Origin of the sequence: Rhizobium sp. RU36D (assembly GCF_900176345.1) — a bacterium.
Taxonomy (GTDB): domain Bacteria; phylum Pseudomonadota; class Alphaproteobacteria; order Rhizobiales; family Rhizobiaceae; genus Allorhizobium.
Genome location: NZ_FWXU01000015.1, coordinates 93,833 through 117,229 on the forward strand (window position 1 = coordinate 93,833; position 23,397 = coordinate 117,229).

At 61.6% G+C, this 23,397-nt stretch carries 16 protein-coding genes; 5 read left to right on the forward strand and 11 right to left on the reverse strand.

What is annotated here, in order from left to right; translation table 11 throughout:
* Positions 1 to 4: 4 nt before the first annotated feature.
* From B9A97_RS18050 to B9A97_RS18080, 7 genes are all read right to left on the reverse strand, one after another.
* Positions 5 to 2,923, reverse strand: a complete 2,919-nt coding sequence (locus B9A97_RS18050; RefSeq protein ID WP_084366755.1) for an aminotransferase — start codon at positions 2,921 to 2,923, stop codon at positions 5 to 7.
* A 96-nt stretch (positions 2,924 to 3,019) separates the two neighbouring features.
* Positions 3,020 to 3,904 carry a formyltetrahydrofolate deformylase gene (gene purU / locus B9A97_RS18055; protein WP_084366756.1) on the reverse strand — a complete coding sequence of 295 codons (885 nt, stop codon included), beginning with the start codon at positions 3,902 to 3,904 and terminating at the stop codon, positions 3,020 to 3,022.
* A 126-nt stretch (positions 3,905 to 4,030) separates the two neighbouring features.
* Positions 4,031 to 5,338 carry a type III glutamate--ammonia ligase gene (glnT, locus tag B9A97_RS18060; protein ID WP_084366757.1) on the reverse strand — a complete coding sequence of 436 codons (1,308 nt, stop codon included), beginning with the start codon at positions 5,336 to 5,338 and terminating at the stop codon, positions 4,031 to 4,033.
* A gap of 56 nt (positions 5,339 to 5,394) precedes the next feature.
* Positions 5,395 to 6,723: an FMN-binding glutamate synthase family protein gene (locus B9A97_RS18065; RefSeq protein WP_084366758.1), complete on the reverse strand. Its 1,329-nt coding sequence runs from the start codon at positions 6,721 to 6,723 to the stop codon at positions 5,395 to 5,397.
* 15 nt (positions 6,724 to 6,738) lie between these two features.
* Positions 6,739 to 7,425 (reverse strand): GltB/FmdC/FwdC-like GXGXG domain-containing protein, encoded by a 687-nt coding sequence (locus B9A97_RS18070; RefSeq protein ID WP_084366759.1) that lies wholly within the window; start codon positions 7,423 to 7,425, stop codon positions 6,739 to 6,741.
* A gap of 11 nt (positions 7,426 to 7,436) precedes the next feature.
* Entirely contained in the window at positions 7,437 to 8,345 is a 909-nt protein-coding gene (locus tag B9A97_RS18075) for a class II glutamine amidotransferase (protein ID WP_084366760.1), read from the reverse strand.
* Between the two features lie 128 nt (positions 8,346 to 8,473).
* Positions 8,474 to 9,430: a GlxA family transcriptional regulator gene (locus B9A97_RS18080; protein ID WP_084366761.1), complete on the reverse strand. Its 957-nt coding sequence runs from the start codon at positions 9,428 to 9,430 to the stop codon at positions 8,474 to 8,476.
* A 113-nt stretch (positions 9,431 to 9,543) separates the two neighbouring features.
* On the opposite strand from B9A97_RS18080, the gene B9A97_RS18085 reads away from it, so the two are divergent.
* Complete coding sequence (locus B9A97_RS18085; RefSeq protein ID WP_244564277.1) at positions 9,544 to 10,626, forward strand: glycoside hydrolase family 5 protein; 1,083 nt, start codon at positions 9,544 to 9,546, stop codon at positions 10,624 to 10,626.
* Here the strand turns inward: B9A97_RS18085 and B9A97_RS18090 are convergent.
* Positions 10,573 to 11,856 (reverse strand): hypothetical protein, encoded by a 1,284-nt coding sequence (locus B9A97_RS18090; RefSeq protein ID WP_084366762.1) that lies wholly within the window; start codon positions 11,854 to 11,856, stop codon positions 10,573 to 10,575. The genes B9A97_RS18085 and B9A97_RS18090 overlap by 54 nt on opposite strands.
* A gap of 33 nt (positions 11,857 to 11,889) precedes the next feature.
* Positions 11,890 to 13,908: a GumC family protein gene (locus tag B9A97_RS18095; protein ID WP_179145330.1), complete on the reverse strand. Its 2,019-nt coding sequence runs from the start codon at positions 13,906 to 13,908 to the stop codon at positions 11,890 to 11,892.
* A gap of 303 nt (positions 13,909 to 14,211) precedes the next feature.
* On the opposite strand from B9A97_RS18095, the gene B9A97_RS18100 reads away from it, so the two are divergent.
* The 4 genes from B9A97_RS18100 to B9A97_RS18115 all read left to right on the forward strand — a co-directional run bounded on the left by B9A97_RS18100 (position 14,212) and on the right by B9A97_RS18115 (position 19,941).
* Positions 14,212 to 15,405 (forward strand): glycosyltransferase family 4 protein, encoded by a 1,194-nt coding sequence (locus B9A97_RS18100; protein ID WP_244564278.1) that lies wholly within the window; start codon positions 14,212 to 14,214, stop codon positions 15,403 to 15,405.
* A complete protein-coding gene (locus tag B9A97_RS18105; RefSeq protein WP_084366765.1) occupies positions 15,402 to 16,547 on the forward strand; it encodes a GumK N-terminal domain-containing glycosyltransferase in 1,146 nt (381 codons plus the stop codon). Before B9A97_RS18100 ends, B9A97_RS18105 begins: the two co-directional genes overlap by 4 nt.
* 74 nt (positions 16,548 to 16,621) lie before the next feature.
* On the forward strand, positions 16,622 to 18,139 hold the full coding sequence (locus B9A97_RS18110) for an oligosaccharide flippase family protein (RefSeq protein WP_084366766.1): 1,518 nt from the start codon (positions 16,622 to 16,624) through the stop codon (positions 18,137 to 18,139).
* 23 nt (positions 18,140 to 18,162) lie between these two features.
* A complete protein-coding gene (locus B9A97_RS18115) occupies positions 18,163 to 19,941 on the forward strand; it encodes an alpha/beta hydrolase family protein (RefSeq protein WP_244564279.1) in 1,779 nt (592 codons plus the stop codon).
* A 2-nt stretch (positions 19,942 to 19,943) separates the two neighbouring features.
* Here the strand turns inward: B9A97_RS18115 and B9A97_RS18120 are convergent, their stop codons facing one another.
* Both B9A97_RS18120 and B9A97_RS18125 read right to left on the reverse strand, forming a co-directional pair.
* The gene (locus tag B9A97_RS18120; RefSeq protein ID WP_084366768.1) at positions 19,944 to 22,427 is read right to left on the reverse strand and encodes a glycosyl hydrolase 2 galactose-binding domain-containing protein; all 2,484 of its coding nucleotides are present in this window, start codon (positions 22,425 to 22,427) and stop codon (positions 19,944 to 19,946) included.
* On the reverse strand, positions 22,427 to 23,395 hold the full coding sequence (locus B9A97_RS18125; protein WP_084366769.1) for a DUF1839 family protein: 969 nt from the start codon (positions 23,393 to 23,395) through the stop codon (positions 22,427 to 22,429). Before B9A97_RS18125 ends, B9A97_RS18120 begins: the two co-directional genes overlap by 1 nt.
* Positions 23,396 to 23,397 lie beyond the last annotated feature (2 nt).

Sequence of the window (23,397 nt, forward strand, 5' to 3'; positions counted from 1 at the left end):
GCTCCTACCAGCCTTCGCTCAGCACCTTGTCCAGCATCGAGACAAAGAAGTCGGCGCTTCCTCGGCTGAGGCAAAGCGGCGGCTTGATTTTCAGCACGTTGAGATGGTCGCCGGTCGGCTGCATGATGACGCCGAGCTTGAGCAGCCGTTCGCAAATGGCTGCGGTTTCCTCGGTGGCCGGCTCCAGCGTTTCCCGATCCCGGACGAATTCCAGGCCGAGATAAAGCCCCATGCCGTGGACGGCGCCCACCAGATCGTGACGGTCACCCAGAGCTTGCAGCCCCTCCTTGAGATGGTCGCCTACCTCGCGGGCATTCTGCTGCAGGGCCTCGTCGCGCATGATGTCCAGCACCGTCATGCCGACGGCACAACTGACCGGACTGCCGCCTGACGAGGAGAAGAAATAGCCTTCATTCTCAAGAGCGTCGGCGATGTCCCGACGGGTGATGACGGCACCCAGAGGCTGGCCGCTGCCCATGCCCTTGGCCACGGTGATGATGTCGGGCACGACATCCTGTTCCTCGAAACCCCAGAAGTAATGGCCGAGCCTGCCAAAGCCGACCTGCACTTCATCGGCTATGCAAACCCCACCCCTTGCGCGAACCATCTCGTAGACAGATTTCAGATAGCCTTGGGGCAGGGGAATGCCGCCGGCATTGCCGTAGACACTTTCGCTGATAAAGCCCGCGAGATCGTCCGTGCCCAGCTCATCGAGCTTGGCTGAGACAGCATCGACATAGCCGGCGAGGGCATTGCCGCCGCGGAACATGCCCCTGTAGGCATTGGGCGAGAGCACCGGATGCACCCAGCCCGGCCGTGTGGCCAGCGCATTGGGATTGTCCGCAATCGAGGTCGAGACGGCATCGCTTGCCACCGTCCAGCCGTGATAGGCCTCCAGCAGGCTCAGGATATTGCGCTTGCCGGATTTCGCCCAGGCAAGGCGCAGAGCCAGATCCACCGCCTCGGAGCCGCTGTTCACCAGGAAGACCGTATCCAGTCCCTCCGGGGCGAGCGCGGCGAGCCGCTCCGAATATTCCGCCAGGATGCCGTAATGGAACCGGGAATTGGTGTTGAGCATGGCCCATTGCCGACCGGCGGCGCGCGCAATGCGGGCATGGCCGTGACCGACCGTGGTCACGTTGTTGACCATGTCGAGGTAGGCGCGGCCGGTCACATCGAAGAGATGTTCCTGCCAGCCACGTTCGATCTGTGGAGGGTCGGCGTAATAATACTTCTGCGATGCCGCAAAGGCCTGACGCCGGCGCTGAAGAAGTGCGGCCGTCTCTGGCTCGGGTGCTGAGACATCCACGCCGAACAACGGCGACGGAGACGGGCAGATCACCGACCACGCCTGCGCATGTTCCGGCCGCGAGAACAATGGCGGCACCAGATCCGGATCGCGGCAGAGCTGAAGGCGCAGACCGCCTATTGCTCCGGTCTCGCCTGCAATGACGCCAAGGGGTTCTCCTTGCTCAATCGCATCGCCAGCATCAAGCGGACAGTCCAGCCCGTCGATATGCAGGCAGAAATCCGGGGAGACGAGAACCAGATGGTGCCCCCGCATCAACACGGTTCCCGCGAAGGGTGCCACCACGCGCGTGCCGGCCGGCAGGCACATATCGATATGCAGGGCATAGGTGGCGGGCGCCCGAGGGGAGAGTGTCTTGGTGTAGGAGAGGCGATATTCGCCGTAGCGCGTGGTGGCTATGCCCGTATCGCCTGCCGCGGCGGCCAGAAGTTTCCAGTCGATTTCCGGGTCTGACCAGTTGTCATTGTTGAAATCGAGGCTTTGCACCGAGAGATCCGCAACGCCGATGATATCAGGCTCGATATCCGGCATCAGCGGCGATGTCGGGACCGGTGGGTATTCCACGGGCTCGTCTGCCACGGCCGACAGGATCGCCGTCTCCATCAGGGAATAAGGAACCGATGTGGCCGTGTCGAAGATCGTCCATTCATGATCGATATTGCCGGCGACATAGGCATTGTCGGGCTCGATCGCCAGTTGTCGCTCGCTGCTGGCCACGAGGATGCCGGCGCGGGCGACGATCAGCGGCCAGAGCGCCTTCAGCTCTTCCTGATGTAGCGGATAGACATCGTGAAAGGCCCTGATCGCGGGAAGCACGAAGAAGGGATCGCCATCGGCGTGATGCAGCAGCGAGGCACAGGTAACGGCGATATCGGCGACCAGCCAGCCGCGCATGATGTCGCCGAAATCAATGACGCCGAAGGGCAGGTAGCCGCCGCGGCCATCCGGCAGCGCCACGACATTGTCGTCGGTGACGTCGTCATGGATCGCTTGGACGCGCAATTGCGGGGCGAGAGGATGAAGGCGCTTCACGGCCGCGATCATCGACTTGGCGATCCGGTCCCGCTTCCCATGGTCCGAGATCGTCGCCAGCAGTTGCAGCGCGACAGGACCGGCACGGCGCAGATCCCATTGCAGCGTTCGGTCGAGGCCCGCATGCTCGAAATTGGCGAGTCCCAGCGCCGTGCGCGCGCAGATGGAGCCCATGGCCGCGACGATGTCGGTACCGAGATATTTCTGGCGGGTTAGCTGTTCACCATCGAGGAAGGTCAGGAGGCGAATCTGCAGAGCCTCGCCATCGATCTCCAGCGGCAGGATCTCATCCCCGTTCAGTGCTGCAACGGGCACGGGTACGGCCGGCGCCCCCAATGCCCCGAGATGGCGCATGGCGGCATTCTGCGCTTCCAGTTCGACCGTGGCATAGGAGGCGTGGCAGACCTTCAGGACATAATTGCCTTCGGTCGTCGCCAGCAGAAAATTCCTGTCCTGCTGGCTGCCGAGTTCGCTGACGCTGCCTTCGCGTCCGTAATGTTCCTTGAGAAGCGCGATGGCATCTTCGAGGGAAAGTTTCGGCCTCGCCAGTTCCATACGCTTCAAATGGTCGGAATCAGGCATGGGCGCACTCCCTTGCGACTCGTTTCAAGAGCGACATTAGCAAAGGATTTCAGCGCGTCCATCCCGAAGGATGGGCGCGACAGTCAACCGGAGCGATTATCCCATGCGTTCGGAGGCGTAGGAGCCAGGGCTTGCCGGGAAGACGACGGTGCGGTTGCCGTTGATGAAGGTGCGGTGATGGATGTGGGCGTGGATGGCGCGGGCCAGCACCTGGCTCTCCACGTCACGGCCGATCGAGACGTAGTCTTCCGCAGACTGCGCATGGGTGATGCGGGCGATGTCCTGCTCGATGATCGGGCCTTCGTCGAGGTCGGCGGTGACGTAGTGGGCCGTGGCGCCGATCAGCTTTACCCCACGCTCATAGGCCTGCTTGTAGGGGTTGGCGCCCTTGAAGCTCGGCAGGAATGAGTGGTGGATGTTGATGATCTTGCCGGACATCTTCTGGCACATGTTATCCGACAGGATCTGCATGTAGCGCGCCAGCACGATGAGTTCGGTGCCGCTCTGCTCGGCGACTTCCATGATCCGCGCTTCCGCCTGCGGCTTGTTGGCCTTGGTGACTGGGATGTGGTGGAAAGGGATATCGTGGTTCACCACCACCTTCTGATAGTCGAAATGGTTGGAAACCACGCCGACGATATCGATCGGCAGGGCGCCGATCTTCCAGCGGTAGAGCAGGTCGTTCAGGCAATGGCCGAAGCGCGAGACCATCAGCAGAACCTTCATGCGCTTGGTGGCGTCATGAAACTCGTAGGTCATGTCGAATTTGTCGCCGATCGGCTTGAAGCCTTCAACGATCTGGTCGCCGGTTGCCCCTGCCTCGGAGATGAAGCTGACGCGCATGAAGAATTTGCCGGTGTCCAGGTCATCGAACTGGGAACTGTCAACGATGTTGCAGCCCTTTTCCGCGAGATAGCCAGAGATCGCCGCAACGATGCCGCGTGTGGACTTGCAGGACACCGTCAATACATAGCTCGTCATTCTAAAACCTCTCCTCCGCCGCACGGAACGGCGCTTTGTCTATCCCAATCGAAAGGCGCCGGGAAGGCCCCGACGCCTTGATCCTGGAACGCGCAGTGCTGCAGCGGAACAGAGGTTCCGTATCACCTAGATGTCGAGCGTGGTTGACCGTTCCCACTGGGTGAAATGGGCTGCATATGCGTTCCATTCATGATGCTTGAGCTTAAGATAGGCTGCGGAAAACTCCGTTCCCATTGCGTCTTTCAACAGCGTATCCCCGTCGTATTGACGCAAGGCGTCCAACAGGTTGAGCGGCAGGCGCGGCGCGTCCTTGACCAGATGGCCATCCTGATACATGTCGATATCGTAATGCTGGCCGGGATCGGCAGCGTTGCGGATGCCGGTCATGCCGCAGGCGATGATGACGGCTTGCAGGAGATAAGGGTTCACCGCGCCATCGGGAAGCCGAAGTTCGAAACGGCCGGGTCCCGGCACGCGCACCATGTGGGTCCGGTTGTTGCCGGTCCAGGTGACGGTGTTGGGTGACCAGGTTGCGCCCGAAATGGTGCGCGGGGCATTGATGCGCTTGTAGGAATTCACGGTGGGATTAGTGATGGCCGATATTGCCGAGGCATGGGTCATGATGCCGCCGAGGAAGTTGCGGCCCTTGGCGGAGAGGCCGAATTCGGCGGTGGCATCGGCGAATGCGTTCACCGTGCCGTCCACATTCCAGACCGAGATATGGCAATGGCAGCCATTGCCGGTCAGTCCTTTGAAGGGCTTGGGCATGAAGGTCGCGCGCAGACCATGCTTTTCCGCGACGGATTTCACCATGAACTTGAAGAAGGAATGCTTGTCGGCGGTGGCCAGCGCATCGTCGAATTCCCAGTTCATCTCGAACTGGCCATTGGCATCTTCGTGGTCGTTCTGGTACGGCCCCCAGCCGAGTTCCAGCATGTAATCGCAGATTTCCGAAATGACATCGTAGCGACGCAGCAGCGCCTGCTGGTCGTAGCAGGGCTTCTCGGCCGTGTCGAAACCATCGGAGATTTCCGATCCGTCCGACGAGATCAGGAAGAATTCGGCCTCGACGCCGGTCTTGACGCGCATGCCCTCGGCAGCGGCCTCGGCGATCAGGCGTTTCAGCACATTGCGCGGCGCCTGCTCGACAGGCTTGCCTTCCATATGGCAATCCGCGGCAACCCAGGCGACTTCCTTCTTCCATGGGAGCTGGATGACGGAGGAGGCATCGGGCAGGGCGAAGAGGTCCGGATGGGCGGGCGTCATGTCCAGCCAGGTGGCGAAGCCGGCAAATCCGGCCCCCTCCTCCTGCATGCCCTTGATCGCCTGGGTGGGAACGAGCTTTGCCCGTTGCCCGCCGAAGAGATCGGTATAGCTGATCATGAAATATTTGATGCCACGCTCCTTCGCGTAGCCTTCGAGATCCAGTGTCATGTCGTTCCCCTTATTGGATTTATGTCGACACTTCGGTGATGGCAGGCTTTGGGAGGTCAGAAGCCTCCCTTGCCGGGGTACCAATTGGTGCCGGCCAACGGCACCTGCGCCATGGCGGCTGCTTCCATGGTGAGCGCGCACAGGTCTTCCGGTTCGAGATTGTGCACGTGGTTCTTGCCGCAGGCGCGGGCGATCGTCTGGGCTTCCAGTGTCATCACCTTGAGATAGTTTGCCAGGCGCCGACCGGCTGCGATCGGATCCAGACGCTTCGATAGCTCCGGATCCTGCGTGGTAATGCCAGCGGGGTCCTTGCCCTCGTGCCAGTCGTCATAGGCACCTGATGTCGTGCCAAGCGCGTTATAATCCGCTTCCCAGCGTGGATCATTGTCGCCGATGGCAACCAGTGCCGCCGTTCCGATCGAGACCGCGTCGGCTCCCAGTGCCAGGGCCTTGGCGACATCTGCACCAGAGCGGATGCCGCCCGAGATGATCAGTTGCACCTTGCGATGCATGCCAAGGTCCTGGAGCGCCTGGACCGCCGGTCTGATGCAGGCGAGTGTCGGCATGCCGACATTCTCGATGAAGACCTCCTGGGTGGCCGCGGTGCCGCCCTGCATGCCGTCCAGAACCACGACATCCGCCCCGGACTTCACGGCAAGCGCGGTATCGTAATAGGGCCGGGCGCCTCCGACCTTCACGTAGATCGGCTTTTCCCAATCAGTGATCTCGCGCAGTTCGTTTATCTTGATTTCCAGATCGTCAGGCCCTGTCCAGTCCGGGTGGCGGCAGGCGGAACGCTGGTCGATACCCTTGGGCAGGGTGCGCATCTCCGCAACCCGGTCGGAAATCTTCTGGCCCAGCAGCATGCCGCCGCCGCCGGGCTTGGCTCCCTGTCCGACGACGACCTCGATGGCATCGGCCCGCCGGAGGTCCCGCGGATTCATGCCATAGCGGGATGGCAGGTACTGATAGACGAGAATTGAGGAGTGTCCCCGTTCCTCCTCGGTCATGCCGCCATCGCCTGTGGTGGTGGAGGTTCCGGACAAGGTGGCGCCGCGGCCGAGCGCCTCCTTTGCCTGGGCGGAAAGGGAGCCGAAGCTCATGCCGGCAATGGTGATCGGGATCTTAAGTTCGATCGGCTTCTTGGCAAAGCGCGAACCCAAGACGACATTGGTATCGCAGCGCTCGCGGTAACCTTCCAGGGGATAGCGCGAGATGGAGGCACCGAGGAACAGCAGGTCGTCGAAATGCGGCACCTTGCGCTTGGCGCCGCCGCCGCGGATGTCGTAGATGCCGGTCGCTGCTGCCCGGCGGATCTCGGACAGCGTGTAATCGTCAAAGGTTGCGGACTTGCGGGGCGTGGTCGGCGGGTTCTGATAGCTCATGATGTCTGCCTCTCGTCAGTACGCATCGGCATTGTCGATGTTGAAATTGTAGAGCTTGCGGGCGGACCCATAGCGCTTGAACTCGGAAGGGCTGACATCCTCAATTCCGGCCTTCGCGAGCAGGGCGCCGAGAATCTCAAAGTGCTCGGGCCGCATGTCCTTCTCGATGCAGTCAGCGCCGAGGCTTTTGACGCTGCCGCGCACGAACAGTCGGGCCTCATAGAGGCTGTCGCCCAGCGCCTCGCCCGCGTCTCCCAGGACGACGAGGTTGCCGGACTGGGCCATGAAGGCCGACATGTGGCCGATGGATCCCTTCACCACGATGTCGATGCCCTTCATCGAAATGCCGCAGCGGGAGGACGCGTTGCCTTCGATGACGAGCAGGCCTCCCCGGCCGGTGGCTCCCGCATATTGGCTGGCATCGCCCTTGATGATCACCGTGCCGGACATCATGTTTTCGGCGACGCCGGGGCCTGCGGAGCCATGGACCGTGATGCTGGCTTCCGCATTCATGCCGGCACAGTAGTAGCCGACATTGCCGCGCACCTCGATGGTGACGGGGGCATCCACGCCGACAGCCACGGAATGGCTCCCACGTGGGTTCAGCACTTCGAAAGTGGTGTCGTTGCTGCCGGGTGCAATCTGGTGCAGCGCCTGGTTCAGGTCACGCAACGGCGCGACGGCGAGATCGAATATGGGCATGTGCGGTTTCCTCAGGCAGCCAGATCGTGGTCCCAGAAATAGACAGTGGCGGGTTCCGGCTCCCAAACACGGGCGTTTTCGATGCCGGGAAGACCGACCAGTGCGCGGTATTCGGAGCCGAAGGCGACATACTGGTCGGTTTCAGCCATCACAGCCGGCTTGCAGGCAATGGCATCGCGCAGCACGCCGAAGCCGGATTTGGTGCCAACCACGAAGGTGAAGAAGCCGTCGAGATCCTTCACGGCCCCTTCGAGGGCTGCTCCGAGGTTCTTTCCACCGGCCATTTCCGCCGTCAGGTAGGCGGCGGCAACTTCTGAGTCATTTTCGGTTTCGAACTTCATGCCAAGACGCGTCAGTTCGCGGCGCAGGTTGTTGTGGTTGGAGAGCGAACCGTTGTGCACCAGGCACTGGTCGGCACCGGTTGAAAAGGGGTGGGCACCAAGCGTGGTGACCGCCGACTCGGTGGCCATGCGGGTGTGGCCGATGCCATGGGTGCCGGACATTTTCCTCACGTCGAAACGGGATACGACATCCCGCGGCAATCCAGTTTCCTTGTAGATCTCGATGGCCGCGCCGCTGGACATGATGCGAAGGCCCGGGCGCTCCGTCATCAGCGCCTGGCGCGCGGCGTCTAGTTTGGCGGCGTCCAGCGTTATGACCGCATGGGTGTTCTTGACGGTTACGTCTGCAATCGCGCCGATGGACGTTGAGAGGAATTCGGCGAGCCCGGCGAACTCCGCTTCGGGCTTGGCCGACTGCACCGTGATCTTGGCCTTGCCATCATCGGCGCCGCCATAGATGGCAATGCCGGCGCTATCGGGCCCGCGATCGGTCATGATGACCAGCATATCGGACAGCAGGCTGCCGAGTTGAGGCTCCAGGCTCTTGTCTTTGAGGAACAGGCCGACAATCCCACACATCGCTCGATCTCCTTTTTGCGCCTTGATGACCTTGGCTAGCAAAGGAAAATGCGGAGATCAACCCCAGAGAAACTTAATTTCCTTATATGAAAATTTTATTGAATTGAGCGAAGATTGCTTGGTTAAACTTAGCCGCGCTCCTTCTTCGGCGTGGTTCCGTAGAGTTCCTTGTAACGCCTGGCGAAGTGGCCAGGGCTGGAGAAGCCGCAGGCAAAGGCTATTTCCGACACGGAGAGGGCACTCTGTTGCAACAGCATGCGTGCCTGCTCCAACCGCAGGCGCCGGTATTCCCTCAGGAAGCTCGAACCGAGATGTTCGGCGAAGAGACGGTCGAGGTGTCGCGGCGTGATGCCGGCAAGCCGCGCCATCGCCGTACGATTCAAGGGGTGCTCGATTGTTGCTTCCATCTTTTCGAGCACGGCCAGCAATGCAGGATGATGCAGGCCGTGGCGCTCCACGAGCGAGGCGCGTTGCGGTTCGGCGGCCGAGGCCACATGGGTATGCAGGTACCAGTCGCTGACACGTGTCGCGAAGGCTGGTCCGAAGCGGGCCAGGATCAGTGCATGCATCATGTCCAGCGGTGCCACGCCGCCGCCGCAGGTCAGGCGGTTGCGGTCGAAGATATAGCGCGCCTGTTCCGGTTTCAGGCCGGGAAAGTCCTCCACCAGGGCAGGGGCATGCTCCCAATGGATGGTGAAGCGGTGGTCTGCCAGCAGTCCGGCCGCTGCCAGCAGATAGGGGCCGCCGGAGATGCCGCCGATCCGCACGCCGTCCCGCTCGAAGCCGCGCAAGGCGGCATGCACCGCGGGCCATTGCCAGCCAGAGGGATGGCCGCCCGCCACGACGAAGACCGAATGCAGCCGCTCACGCCGCGCTTTCGCCAGGGGTTCTGCCGGCATAACGGCCCCCGAGGAGGAGGGAACCGCCTCGCCTGTCGGGGAATAGACATGCACCCGGTAAAGATCGCTGCCCGCAAGCAGATTGGCGGCTCGCAGCGGTTCCACGGCTGAGGCAAAGCACATCAGCGCGAAACCCGGTATCAGGATGAAGCCGATGTCCTGGATATTGCTGTCTGTGTCTTTCATGCAGTCCTTCGATTTTCGAGCCGCCTTAGAGGTTTTTAAAGGCATTGGACCCCAAGAATTGCGCGTTTGCGCATGATGCGCCATGTCCTGCGATGTCGCTATGGGAGAATACCATGCAGCAGAAACCTAGCACGAAGACGAGTTCAGGCCTGATGCGGTCGGCTTTGCGGAGCTCGGCCCTGGCATTATCCCTTCTCGCAACCACATCTGGAGCCATGGCGCAGGGCTGTTTTCGCGGCATCAATCTCTCCGGTGCCGAATTCGGCGATCCCGGCGGCCTCTATTCCAAGGACTATACCTATCCCAGCGAGGAGACGGTTCGATACTTCGTCAACAAGGGGTTCGACACTGTGCGACTGCCATTCCTGTGGGAGCGGCTTCAGCCGGAGATGAACGGCGCTTTCGATCAGGAAGAAGTGGACCGGCTGAAAAGTGCGGTGGATCTGCTGCGGCAATACGGGGTGAGGGTCATTCTCGATCCGCACAACTATGCGCAATATCATGGCAAGTTCCTGGGCGTCGACGTGCCGGAAAGCGCCTTTGCCGATTTCTGGGGCAAGCTGGCCTTGCTCTACAAGGACGCGCCGGATGTGACCTTTGGCCTGATGAACGAGCCCTACCAGATCACCGCGGCACAATGGCTGGTCAGCGCCAACGCGGCCACTGCGGCGATCCGTGCTACCGGCGCCCAGAACCTCATACTCGTGCCGGGGACCTCCTGGACCGGTGCGCATTCCTGGGAAAGCGACGGTTATGGCGGCGCGAATGGCACCGTGATGCTGGGATATGTCGATCCCGGCAACAACTCGGCCTTTGAAGTACACCAGTATCTCGACGATGATTTCTCCGGGACCAAGAACAACTGTTCCCGTGGTGCCGATGCCGTGGCGGCACTTGAGCGCTTCACCCAGTGGGCAGCCAAGCACGGCCATCGGGCATTTCTCGGAGAGTTCGGCGTTCCGGCTGAGCCTCAATGCATCCAGGCGCTGAGCGATATGGTCGCCGTGATGGAAGACAACAGGGATATCTGGGTCGGATGGACCTATTGGGTGGCCGGAGATTGGTGGCCGGAGGGCGAGGAGCTCAATATCCAACCGACCGCGAGCGGTGATCGCCCGCAAATGAAGGGACTTTCGCCCTACCTAAAGGATTTCTCGGCAGCGAGTTCCGTTTGCCCGGCGCTCAACCGGCGCTGATGCGCCTACCAAGTACGGTCGGGCCGGATCTCCGGGATACCATTCGATCCGATGGGCGGTGCCGAGCAGGTACCACAGAAGCGCCGCCGTCTTGATCGAATAAAAGGAATTGCTGATCAGCATGAGCAGCAAGAGATAGATGATCACCATGGAATGGAACCGCCAGGCCGTGGGCGACTTCATCGGCGCGTAAATGAAGAGCGCCCAAAGTGCCACAAAGCCCAGCAGGCCGAATTTCGTGAGGGTGTAGGCGAGACCGGAATCAGCGGTGAACTGGTCTGTCGTCGCAATCCCGAGCACGATGGGGAGGTCGAGCTGGGTGAGGATCGAGGCTGTTACGCGCAGGCGCCCAATGATGTCGTTGGGCCCGCCCTCCGTACCCGTCGAAAGCCCGTAGGCCGCGATGATGGCGAGCATCAGGAACGGTGCTACCAGCCAGATCGGGCGGGGGACGAAACGGTAGAACGGGACCATGAGCGTCAGCAGGATGCAGGTGTAGAAGCCGAAACGGGCATCCGCCAGGACGATCGTGCCGAGCGCGAGCGCCATGGTGAGCCACCGCGCCCGCATGTCGGAGCGAAACAGAGCCCAGGCATAGGCGATCACGCCGAAATTGCCTGCGGATACTGGCTCCAGAAATACCGAGGACACACGATGCTGCCCCAGGAAGGACAGGAGCGTGCGCGGTTCCGGCCGGATGCCGCTGATGAACAATCCGCGGGTCGCGCCGAAGGTTTCTTCCGGCAACAGGGAGCCGCGGGCGAGGAAGTAGCCGAGCACGTTGAAGTTATCGAGATAGAACTCGGTCAGCAGGTATTCGAACAGGCCGAAGAAGATGACGATGGCCGCAGAGACCAGCACCAGCGTATCGGCCAGCCGGAGATCGCCCACGCGCGTGCCCAAAAGGTAGAACGCGACCGGCACCAGCATGTCGCGCACGGCCTTGAGGTCCACCTCGCCACGAAGGGCAAACAGCATCATCATGTAGCTGAGATAGAGAAACAGGATCAGGTAGATATCCAGCTGCCGGCCGATGAGCACCAGGAATGCCGCGCCGATGAGCAGCATTTCCACGCCCATCACATAGCTGTCACGCACCGGCAGGACGCGGGTGTTCACAAAGCACAGCAGCAGGTTGAACACCAGCGCGCCGATGATGGTCATAATCGCCACGCGCCGCTGCATCAGCGCGTGCCAATCCAGGCCGGGATAGCCGGTATAGCCTGTCATGGATTGGTGTTGCAGGGACATTGGCGCGCGGACTCAGGGCTCTAGGATGATCTGGCCGAGCGCACGGTCGCGCCAGGGACCGGAGGTGGCTTCGAACTGCCGCAAGGCGGTCTTGTCGATCTTGCCATCCTCGCAGATCACCACGAAGGCATCGCACTCCTCAAGAATCGCCGGCACATAGTCCTGCAGGGAACCGCTGGTGGCGTTGATCAGCACCAGTTGATTGTCCTGGAAGTCAGTGCGTTCGATAAAGTGAGAATAGGTCGGTCGGCCGCCATACCTCGCCTTGGCCGGGATGGTCAGCCGCTCATATTGCAGGATGTCCTGAAGCGGCAGGTCGCCGTTGCTGCCATAATCGTCAACGTCATGGCGCGTGCGTCCGTAGCCACCGATGCGGCTGGAGGACCGGCGTCGATCCTGCAGATTCCCCGGGGCGAAGACCACCTCCTGGCCGCAGTCGATGAGCGCCTGGACAATCTCGGACACCACGCCGCTCGCATAGGACATCTCGCCGATGCCGACAAAGGCCACCCTGGCCGGCAGGTGATCGTGAAACGTCTCCAGCAGGTTTTCAGCCGATTTCAATACGCCGAGATGGCGCCGCGAGGTGATCTCCGGCGCGTTCTTCGCCTTTGACGGCAGGAAGAACATGATCGTGCCACGGGGCTTGTCCCCGGGTTCCGCGACCGGAATGCGCGCAATCAGCGGAAGATCCGGCTGCGCGGCTTGGGGTGCCGGACGCCTGAGGAGACGCCCCCCGATCTCGCGCGCGACGGCAAGACCCGTTCCGAGCGCCGTGCCGAAGAGTGCCGCCGCGGCGAGGATCACGAGCTTCAGCACTGTCTGGGATTTCAGGTTCGGTGTTGCCTCGGTGATGATGCGCGAATTGTTGGTATTGACGGTCTGTTGCTGTCCCAGTTCTTCGGCGCGGCTCAGGAAGGTCTTGTAGACCGCGCGCACCGCGTCGGCCTCGTTTTCCAGCTGACGCATCTTGATCTGCGCCTCATCGCTGTCGAAGCTCGATTTCGCCATGGCGTCCAGCCGCTCGGTCAGTGCCCTGGTATTGGCGGCTGCGCGATCGTAATTCGACTTCATCGACTGGCGGATGCGTTCAAGCTCCTGCGAGATCGATTGCTGCATATTGGCGACCTGCGAGCGGATCGTGCGCAGTTGCGGGTGGCCCGAGCCCAAGGTCGCGGACAATTGCGTTTGCCGGTCGAGCAGCTGCGTATAGCGATCCCGCAACTGACCCATGCTGACTGATTGCAGTACCTCGGGGATGGCGCCGGCTTCAACGGCGGCGACGTTCAGCCTCTGCGCCTGCTCATAGATCGTGCGCTGCTGTTCTTCCGTTGCGCGTGCGGCGATCAACTGATCGTTGATGCCGGCGAGCTGCTGGTCCACCACGAGACCCCTCTCGCCAGTGCTGACCAGGCCATTCTCCGATTTGAAGTTTTCGACCGCCAGTTCGGCTTTCAGCACGCGGTCGCGCAATTCGGCGGCCTGGACCTGGAAGGCGCTGCTGGCCCGGCGCGCGGCATCGGAGCGCGCATCCTCGACCTGCTTGAGATAGGCGGCGGCCACGGCATTGGCGATCTGCGCCGCCTTGGTGGGGTCGGAATGGGTGGCGCTGATCGCGAGAACCAGGGATTGCCCGGCGCGTTCGACCTTGAGACGTTGTTTCAGCGCACCGGCTGCGGCCACCGCCGCTTCGCGCTCCGTCGCCGGCGGATTCTTGCCGACGAAAAACGGGTCCTTGAAGAGATCGAGCTTGTCGACCACCGCATCCATCGTATTGCGCGACATCACGACGTAGATCTGGCTGTCGAGGTTGGATTGGTCCTGGACGGTCGATGCCTGAGGGCTGGCGATATCCCCACCGTTGACGGAGAGACCGGCCGGATCAAGCAGCAATTCCGCCGAAGACGTGTAAAGAGGCTTGAGAGTGGCCACATAAAGAGCGGCGGCCCCCACGCAGCCGATGATGCCGAGCAGAATGTAATGCTTTCTGCGCCACAGGATTCCGGGTAGCTGAAATATATCGATATCCATTTTCCTGCCCAGGGTCGTGCGACGGCCCATGTTCGATATGTCTCTACCCGCGGGGATCTCCCCCACCGGACTGCCTTGGATGCCGTGCGTGACGATTTGCGACGCAACGACACGCGAGAGCCTGTTTTCGCAGAATATGGTTAACGGGAATTAAAAATTGCCGTCATGCCGGAGGCTGCGTCGTGCAAGAGCCCGTGGAAAACGCCTGAAGGCGCATGGCGGACAACGTCATCTTAAGAGTTTTGGCGCAATGAATGCCCGGTATCTTGCGGGATGGTTCCGCAAGCCGGATGGATAGCGACATTGCTCGAACGCGTTGACAATTCCTCCGAACGAACCAAAGGCCGAAGCCAACGGCTGGTTGTTCATGTCGTCAGGCAATTTTCGCCAGGGGTCGGCGGGCTCGAGGATGTGGTGGCCAATCTTGGCCAGCAACTGCTGAAGCGGGGGCTCAGGGTGCGTGTCGTCACCTGCGACCGGCTGTTCAGGGAGCCGAAAAAGACGCTTCCTCACTTTGACGTGATCGGCGGGATCGAGGTTGTGCGGATCCCCTGGTCTGGCTCTTCGCGCTATCCGATCGCTCCGCAGGTCTTTCGTCATCTTGCGGATGCTGATCTCGTTCATGTCCATGCGATCGACTTCTTTTACGACGCGCTTGCGCTGGGCTGGCTGCTGCATCGCAAGCCGATGGTGGTCACCACCCATGGCGGGTTCTTCCACACGCAGAAGTACCGCCAGATCAAGGATATCTGGTTCAAAACGATGACCCGTGCGTCTGCCAGCGCCTATCGCAGCGTCATCACCTGCAGCCAGTCGGACCATGCGCTGTTTTCCCAGATCGTCGGCAAGAAGCTCCAACTCTTGGAAAATGGCGTCAACGTCGACAAGTTCACGGATCTCGCGTCGACGGAACCTCGGCAGCGGCTGATGACGATCGGTCGGTTCTCGGTGAACAAGCGGCTCAATTTGCTGCTGGACATGATGGTATCGCTGAAGCGCAAGGCGCCCGGCTGGAAACTCGATGTCGTCGGCCAACCATCGGATCAGTCGGCGGAGGATCTGCGGCGTGAGATTGCCGCGCGCGGCCTCAATGATACCGTTGTGCTTCATGTGGGAATAGACAATCCCGCGATTGGCGCCTTGATGCGCGAGGCTTCGTTCTTCGCGTCGGCCTCGGAATATGAGGGGTTTGGTCTCGTGGCCGTCGAGGCCATGAGCGCGGGGCTGGTGCCCATCCTTCATCCGAACGAGGCATTTCGAAGCCTTGCTACACGCCATCCCGATATCCGCCTGGTGGATTTCACCACTTCGGAAGCCGCAGCCGATGCGGTGATATCGGCGCATGCCGCACTTATCGCGAAGCCTGAACTGCGGTCGACGATGATTGCCGACGCGCAAAGTCATTCCTGGCAGCGCATGGCGGCGCGGTACTATGACGTCTACCGTCGCATCTTGCCCGACTTGGCTGACGTGGATGGTGCGGGACCAACAAGATGAAGCCGAGCCGGGTTCTCATCCTCACAGGCCAGCATTTTGTCGATGCGCCTCGCAAGGTGGATCTGCATTTCATCGCGGACGCCCTGCATGCCCAAGGCGTTCCGGTCGACTTTGTCTCGTGGCGGCTGAGCTATGCAAGCCGATTTCTGGATGATGGCCGCTGGACCTTTGCCCGCAGCCATGCGCTCAATCGTTGGGTCGAGGCCGCGCCCGGTCTTGAGCAATTCATCTGGTTCACCCCCATCCATCCATTGAACCTGAAAGCCCCCTGGTTGAACGCATTGACGGGTCCGCTCTTCCGCCGTTTCGGCTCGATGCTTCCCAGAGCGATCATCGAGCGCCTTCCGTCCTACAGCCATATCCTGGTCGAGAGTGGTCCCTCTCCCTTGCTGGTCCCCGCCATCCGAAAGGCGGCGCCTGAGGCACAGATCATCTATCACGCCGCCGATCGGCTTGAGACCATCAATGTGCATCCTGTGGTGATTTCGGTCCTGCACGAAACCATCGGTCTCTACGATTCGGTCCATCTGATGGCTGAGGCGCTCCGGGCCGATTTTCCGCCGAACGCTCCGGTGTTCTATCTGCCCCATGGCATCAGCAAGGACGTCTTTGACGGGGCGACCGCAAATCCCTTCAAGACACCACGCAATGCGGTTTCGGTGGGCGACATGCTGTTCGATGCCGATGTGCTGGAAGTCCTGGCGGAGGCCTATCCGGACTGGACGTTTCACCTGTTTGGCAAGAAGGCGGCGCCGCATCAGGCCCGGGGCAATATCGTCGTTCATGGCGAGGTGGCATTTGCCGAGATCGCCGGGTTCATCAAATTCGCGGATATCGGACTGGCGCCCTATGGCGCGGGAGAGAATGCCGATTATCTGAGCCAGTCCAGCCTGAAGATGATCCAGTATACCTATTGCCGCCTGCCGATCGTGGCACCTGCGTTTGCCGCGGCTGGCCGGCCGCATGTCTGCGCCTATGATCCCGGTGACCCGGCATCGCTTCGCAAGGCCTTCGCGAAGGCGATCGGCTATGATCGTGCTGTTATCGATACCAGCGCGGTTCGTGATTGGAACAAGACTGTGGATATCCTGTTCAGCGGGTCGCTGGTGCCCGGCCGCAGCGCTTCGGCCCCGGAAAATTAAGCTTTGGTCGATAAAAATCGCTCCATGCTCGCGGTCAGCGCCTGGATGCGACGCAACAAGACAGAGTAAAGTCCATGTCGAACAGTATCGTCGTCAAATCTGCCTTGAACGCGGCGGCCGGACTGTCTCTGCTCTTTGTCGGCTTCATCTGCTCCGTCGTGGTGGCGCGTGTGTTGGGGCCAGAGGCAAACGGGGTCATTGCCTTCTCGCTATGGCTTACGCTGACCGCGTCGCTGGTCGCGGAACTGGGCACCGGCGTCACCTTGATGCGCCTGCTGCCGCAGTTGAAGGGAGATGGCTTCAGCGATGCCGAGCGGCGCGGCTTTGCGGCGCGCATGCTGCGGGCCATCGTCGCCTCCACCGTCCTGTTCGTGATCCTTTATGGCTTGGGCATGTGGGTGGCGGAGCAGGAGCATTGGGCACAGAATGCCCCCGCGGTCGTGGTGGTGACGGGGCTTCTGTTTTTCGTGCAGTCGATCGGGTCGTTTTCGAAGAACTACCTGATCGGCGAGCAGGCCATGGTGACCTTCTTCCGCATGACGGCGGCGGCGGGGGGATTGCAACTGACCGGCGTGGTGCTGGGCACGGTGTTCTTCGGACTGGAGGGGGCACTTGCCGGCTATATCTGCGGCCATATCATCCAGTTCATCTATGCCCTCAACATCCTCAGGTCGCGGCCGAATGCCTGTGGCGTCTCAACGCGCTATCTGGTGAACTCGTCCTTCCTGCTGTCGGTCGAGTTCTTCCTCAATGCGCTGTTTCTCACACGGCTCGAATTCTTCTTCCTCCAGCAATATCAGGGCATTGCCACTGTCGGTCTTTATGCCGCGGCGTCTTCGCTTGCCAACCTTGCCATCCAACTGCCGGTGCAATTGACCGGCAGCCTCTTGCCCTACTACTCTGAACAGCTGCATCAACAGGAGGGTGACAAGCTGCCGGCCAGCGTCTTCGAAGGCGTGGTGCGCAGCCTGTCCTATGTCACCCTGCCGATGAGCTTCGGTCTTGCGGCGATTGCGCCTCGGCTGGTGGATCTGGTTCTTGGCGCCGAATACAGCGCCAGCGGGCAGATCCTGGCCACGCTGGCGCTTGCCTCGCCGGTCTACATCTTCAACCTGGTGTGCACGCAGTATCTGCTGTCGCACGATATGGTGCGCCAACGAGTGGTGATCCTCGCCCTCGGCTCGGGTCTCATGGTGGCCTGCCTGTTCCTGTTGATCCCGTGGCTGGGTGGCGAAGGTGCCGCAATTGCCCGCTTTGTCGTCTTCCTGGTCATGAGCATTCTGATGCTGAGACAGATGGATGTCGGCCTCTCCGCGCGCCATCTGCTGCTTCCCGTCACGAGGGTCGCTCTCGCATCGGTGGCCTGTGCGGTGGTTGCGTGGCTTGTGCTTTATGAGCTGCCCGGCGTTGTCGGCCTGATCCTAGCCATCGTGGCTGGCGGCGCGACATATGCGGTCTCATTGCGCCTGTTTCGTGCGGTTCCGGCTGATGATCGGCAGGTTCTGGAGCGGATTGCGCAGCGCGTGCCCGGTTCGATCGGCAAGAGAGTGATCGGCTTCATTGCGGGTGGTCCAAAGACGGCGGCGGGTTAATCCTGGGGAGGATAATGATGGACATGAGATCTGGAGGGCAACGCCATCTCGCCGGCCAAAGATCGGCGGCGGTTCCGGTCACCTTTTCGGGCATGCCAGGGCTTTTTGAGCCTGCTGGCACCGAGGCCCGTGGTGTCGCCGTCCTTTTCGTCAGCCCCTGGGGCCTGGAGGAGCTTTGCACCCACAAATTCTGGCGCGTGTTGGCGGAGCAATTGGCCGATGCCGGGATTGCAAGCCTGCGTTTCGACCTACCCGGAACCGGCGATGCGCTTGATCTGGACGATCCTGCAATCGGTGTTCAGGCATGGCTGGACGCCATCGTCAAGGCGGCCGCCGAGCTCAGGCGGCTGTCGGGTTGCGACCGGATTGCGATCCTCTCGCAGGGTCTGGGCGGTTTGCTGTCGCTTCACGTGGCCGAGCGGGTTGAGGGGCTGGAAGGGCTTGCATGCCTGGGGCCTGTAATCTCGGGGCGAGCCTATCTCCGGGAGCTGCAGATCTGGTCGCGTGTCGTGGATGAGGGGCTGGGGCTGCGGGAAGAAGATCGGATCCGTGACCAGGTCTCGATTGCCGGTTTTAGAATGCCCGATGCGATCGCTGCTGATATCAAGAAGCTGGTGGTCCCAACTCTCCAGGCTCCCCCGGCGGCGCATGTCCTCCTCGTCCATCGGCCGGATCGACCGGCAGAGGCGGAGCTTGGTCAGGCGCTGACGGCCGCCGGTGCCGTGGTCACCTTGCGGGACTATGTCGGCTATGATGCCTTTGTCTCCAATCCCCTTATTTCGGTCTTACCGCTTGAAGTTGCCGAGGACATCCTTCGCTGGGTCACCGGCCTTCCCGCTGCGTCTGGCAGCCGGTCATCGTCTCCGGCGCCGCTAGCGCCTGCCGCCGCCCTCGTCGGATTGGGGTTTCTTGAGACGCCCGTCCGTTTCGGCGCCAATGACAGGTTGTTCGGTGTTCTCTGCGAGCCGCAGGGGCCGCGATCCGGGGCCACCGCGCTGATCCTTGGAACGGCCTATGACAGGAGCACCGGCTGGGGCGGCTGCGGGGTGGAACTGGCGCGCAAGCTGGCCCAGGCTGGGATCGCATCGCTGCGGTTTGATGCCGCCAATGTCGGCGATAGTCCGCCGGTACCGGGCGTGCCGACGCAGGTGCTTTATCACGAGGCGCAGCTGGTTGATGTCATCGCGGCGCTCGACTTCCTGGAAACGCGCGCCCTGCTGCCGGCGGTGGTCAGCGGGCGTTGCAGCGGCAGCTACTTGGCGTTCCGGAGTGCTGTAGCCGACCGGCGAATTCACGGTCTCGTCGCGGCCAACCCTTACGCTTTTCTCTGGGACAAGCGTGTGGATGTCGATGCAATCCTGCATGGGGGGCCGCGCCAGCTCCATGAATATCGGGAACGCATGTTTCAGCTTGCGACCGTAAAGCGGCTCATTAAAGGCCAGATCGACATTCGCGCAGCCGGCATCAACGTTCTTAAGTCCGTCGGGCGTCGACTGGGTCGCCACCTGCTGCCTGTCCTGCGCCTCTTGCCGGGGTCAGGAGATGCCCATCGCTGGATCATGAAGGCGTTCCGCGACCTTGCTGAGCGCAAAGCACCCTTCGAGCTGATCTACAGCGAGCAGGATATCGGCCTGATTCACTTCTCGGAGTATTTCGGCAAGTCGGGCGGCGGACTTGCGCGCTTTCCCAATGTTCGTCTGACCATGCTGGCGGACACCGACCATAATCTCACGCCGCCCGCTGCCCGGCAGGTGTTTTTCGAGGCGGTGAAGTCGGTGGCACGGAAGGCGCCTGCGAACTGATATCAGAACGAGAAGCGCTTTGACGATCCGAGATGGGTGACGGTCCCGCTCGGTTTGCCGGTCGGCGTCGCGGAGCCTTCAGGGATGAGCTTGACGCGTTTAGGAGCGCCCGGCGCGAGGTGGAACCAGTCATCTGACGCACGATAGCCGTCGGCGGCGACGTGAACCGATTGCGCGAGCGTGTCGGAGGCGATTTCGATCATCCAGCCCCTGCCGCTTTCCACTACTTCGACCTTCAGGTCCGCTGCGTGCAGTGCCTGGCTTCGCCCGAGCGGAAAGTGGAAGGCTTCCGCCAGGATATCGCCCGTCGTGGCATCGCTGAGGCGGGCGATCGTTACGTCATGCGATGGCGGGCCAAAGCGGAAGGCATAGGTGGTGTCGAAAAAGGCACCGAAAAGCGAGGTGGCAGCCAGTGTCTGCTGGCCGCGGGGCTCAAGGATCAGCGTTTGGCGGCCGGAAACCACCGGCTGTGTTCCCTCGCGCCGGCAGGTGAGTTCCAGGATGACCTCGCGATGGCGCGGGCTTTCATTGATGACATGGACATCCAGTCCGTTCGTGCCTTCATCGGTCAAAGCCACCTGGATGGGACGGAAGGCGCGTTTCAGCCCGTACCAGACCGGTTTTGGACGTCCGGTGGAATCGATGACGCCCCAGCCGGGACCCGGCTGTAGATCCTGCAGCGTCCAGACCAGGGCGCCGTTGCAGCTCGACCCAGGACGGCGCCATTCGGCAAAGGTCTCGGTCACCACCTCTGCCGTCACCGCGCGAGAGAACTGAAGATAGCGTTCGGGATTCTCTCGGCGCAACCGGGCCGGATCAAGTCCGTAGAGTTCGGTGAGGTAGTGGTCACGGATATCCTCGAAGTCCCAGGATGCGCTGCGGTCGCGAGGCACGCGCGCCTTCCAGCGGGGATCGTGAACCGGAGCAACCGGCAATTGGGCGTCAAGGGTCGTCTGTTGTGGGATATGGGCGAAGGCCAGGCTTTCGGCGGCGAAGCGCAGATTGGCGCGACGGGCATCATCGAGGGGTCGGCAATAGGCGCCGACGCCATAATAATGCGCGACGCCTTCTCCCGGCGAGAAGGGCATGGGGCCGCCTGACGGAGAGTTGGCCACATAGGCGGTATCGGGGCGATGGGACGACACCAGGCGCGGCAAGGCATCTTCGAAAAAGTCACTCTTCCAGATGCGTTCAGGCAGGCCCAGCATGGCGGCCTGCTGAAAGATTTCGCTGCCGCCACAGATCACCGCCAGGGAAGGGGAGCCCTGACTTGCGGCGAGGAGTTGCCGGATCTCGCTCTCGACATGGGCGACGAATGTCTCGTCGCCGGCGGGATAGTCAAAATTGGCAAGCATCAGGTCCTGCCAAACAAGTATTCCCAGGCGATCGCAGAGCCGGAAGAAATCGGCGCTTTCATAGGTCATGGTTCCGCCGATGCGGATCATGTTCATGTCGGCTTCAGCGGCGCTGGCGAGCCAGGGCGCGTAGTCTTCGGCTGCGCCTGGAAGCCTCAGGATATCCGCATTGGTCCAGACCGCCCCGCGGCAAAAGATGCGCTCGCCGTTTACGAGCAGCCTAAAATCCTTGCCATCAACGCCCCGGTCAATCTCGATGCGACGGAAACCGACAAGGCCGATCGAGTGCCTTATGCCGTCGATCAGAATTGCGGCGTCGTGCAGCTTGGGGGTGCCGTGGGTGTGCGGCCACCAGGGCTCGATGGCGGGAATGCCGAGTTCTGCGTGGCAGAGCCCGTCCGGCCCGGGGACGAAGGGGGTTTCCTCGCCGGCGCAGGCAAGTGTCAGCATTTTCGCTTCGCCGCTTAATTCGAAAGAGACTGTCAGCAGCCCGGTGCCGTCTGCCGCGAGATCGGCCTTGATCGCGAGGTTTGCCAGAGAGTGGCTGCCGGCGCGGATCAGGTTGATCGGACGATAAGGACCCACGGGATGGATGGCAGGGCACCATCCCGGCATGTGCCCAAGAGCCGTTGTCCTGATCAGGCGCAGGCCCTGGTGATCCATCAATTGCGGGCGCCAGCGGGCACGCGGGCCGCGTTTCTCCAGCAAGGGGGTGAGTGCGCGGAAGCATATGGCCAGTTCGTCCTGACCGGTCAGGAGGATCGGGACGTCGTGGCTCTCAAACATGCTGTGCGAGACAAGCCGCAGGTCGCCGTTGACATAGACTTCCGCCTCGGTTGCGAGGCCGGCAAACCGCAAGACTGCAAAGCCGGGTTCTTCGCCTTCCAGGGAACGGAAATACCAGAAATCCTTGTCGTGCAGGGGCACGGGATTGTCAGGATCAAATAGACCGGCCGCGGCCAGGGCTGAGGCGGCCGTTCCCGGGACCGGCGCGGCAAGCCGAATGCTCCGCTGGCGGATATCAGCGGCAGCGGCATAAAGTCCAGGGGTGGTGGACTCCATGGTCCAGCCGCCTTCGAGGAAACGCTCGTCGGCGCCGAGATAGCGGATGACCTTGTCTGCGGTCGTCATCAGCTGACTTTTGCGGAAAGACCCGCCATCACATCGTCCCATGCCGCGGCTGCGGGTTCGAGGGCTGCGGACAGCGGCTCGAATTTCCGTCGAGCAATCGCCCGCGCCAGCTGGAACTGAATGGTCTTTGCCTGCTCCGAGATCTTCAGGGCGCCGGCAACCTCGGGGAGATAGGCCCCTTCCGGCGACAGCCAGGCGAGATGGCTCGCCAGCAGTTCGAAATTGGCGCCGAACTGCCGCAGCGTGTTGAAGGCGTATTTATGGAAGTGCTCGAACGGGCGGTCGGCAAGCGCCTCGACCTGTGCGGGGAAAACCTTCGCGAAGGCTGCGATCGGGTTCGTCTCCGGGCGGCGCGCCAGATGGTGCCGCAAAAGGCGGGCGGCTTCCTGGCGCAGATGGGTGTCCGATGGCACTGACGCCGGAAACTTCACGAACTCGGTATAGGGCAGGAAGGGCAGGGCGCCCTCGGGTCGGTTCCTCTGGAAAATTCCGTCGAAATCATCGGCCTCAAGATGATAGAAACCGCCATTGTGGAAATAGTCCATGACACGGTTTTCGCTGTCGAGACGGTTGACCGCGACTGTGGTCTTGCCGTGTTCTGTTCGGTAGCTCGTGCCTTGCGTGTCCGGCAGGAAGTAGCTGTCGAGTTCCAGCATGGCCAATCGTCCGCGGCCGATTTGCACATGCACATGGGTTTCGACGTCGTCGAAGATCGCCAGTTCCGTGCACCTGACGCCATAGAGCGTTTCGATATCCTCGAGCGGCGTCTTGAAGAAGGTGAACTGGTCGCCTTCGAAATCCTGCGTCACCGTGAAGCCGAGCATGGCTTCCGGCGTCGTTTTGAACGAGGACAGAACCTCGATCCATAGATCGACATAGCAATTGGTTTCCGGCCACATGCGATCGCTCGCATGCAGTGCATGCGGGCGATAGCTGGCCGGATTGATATCTGTGAAGACGGCGCTCATCT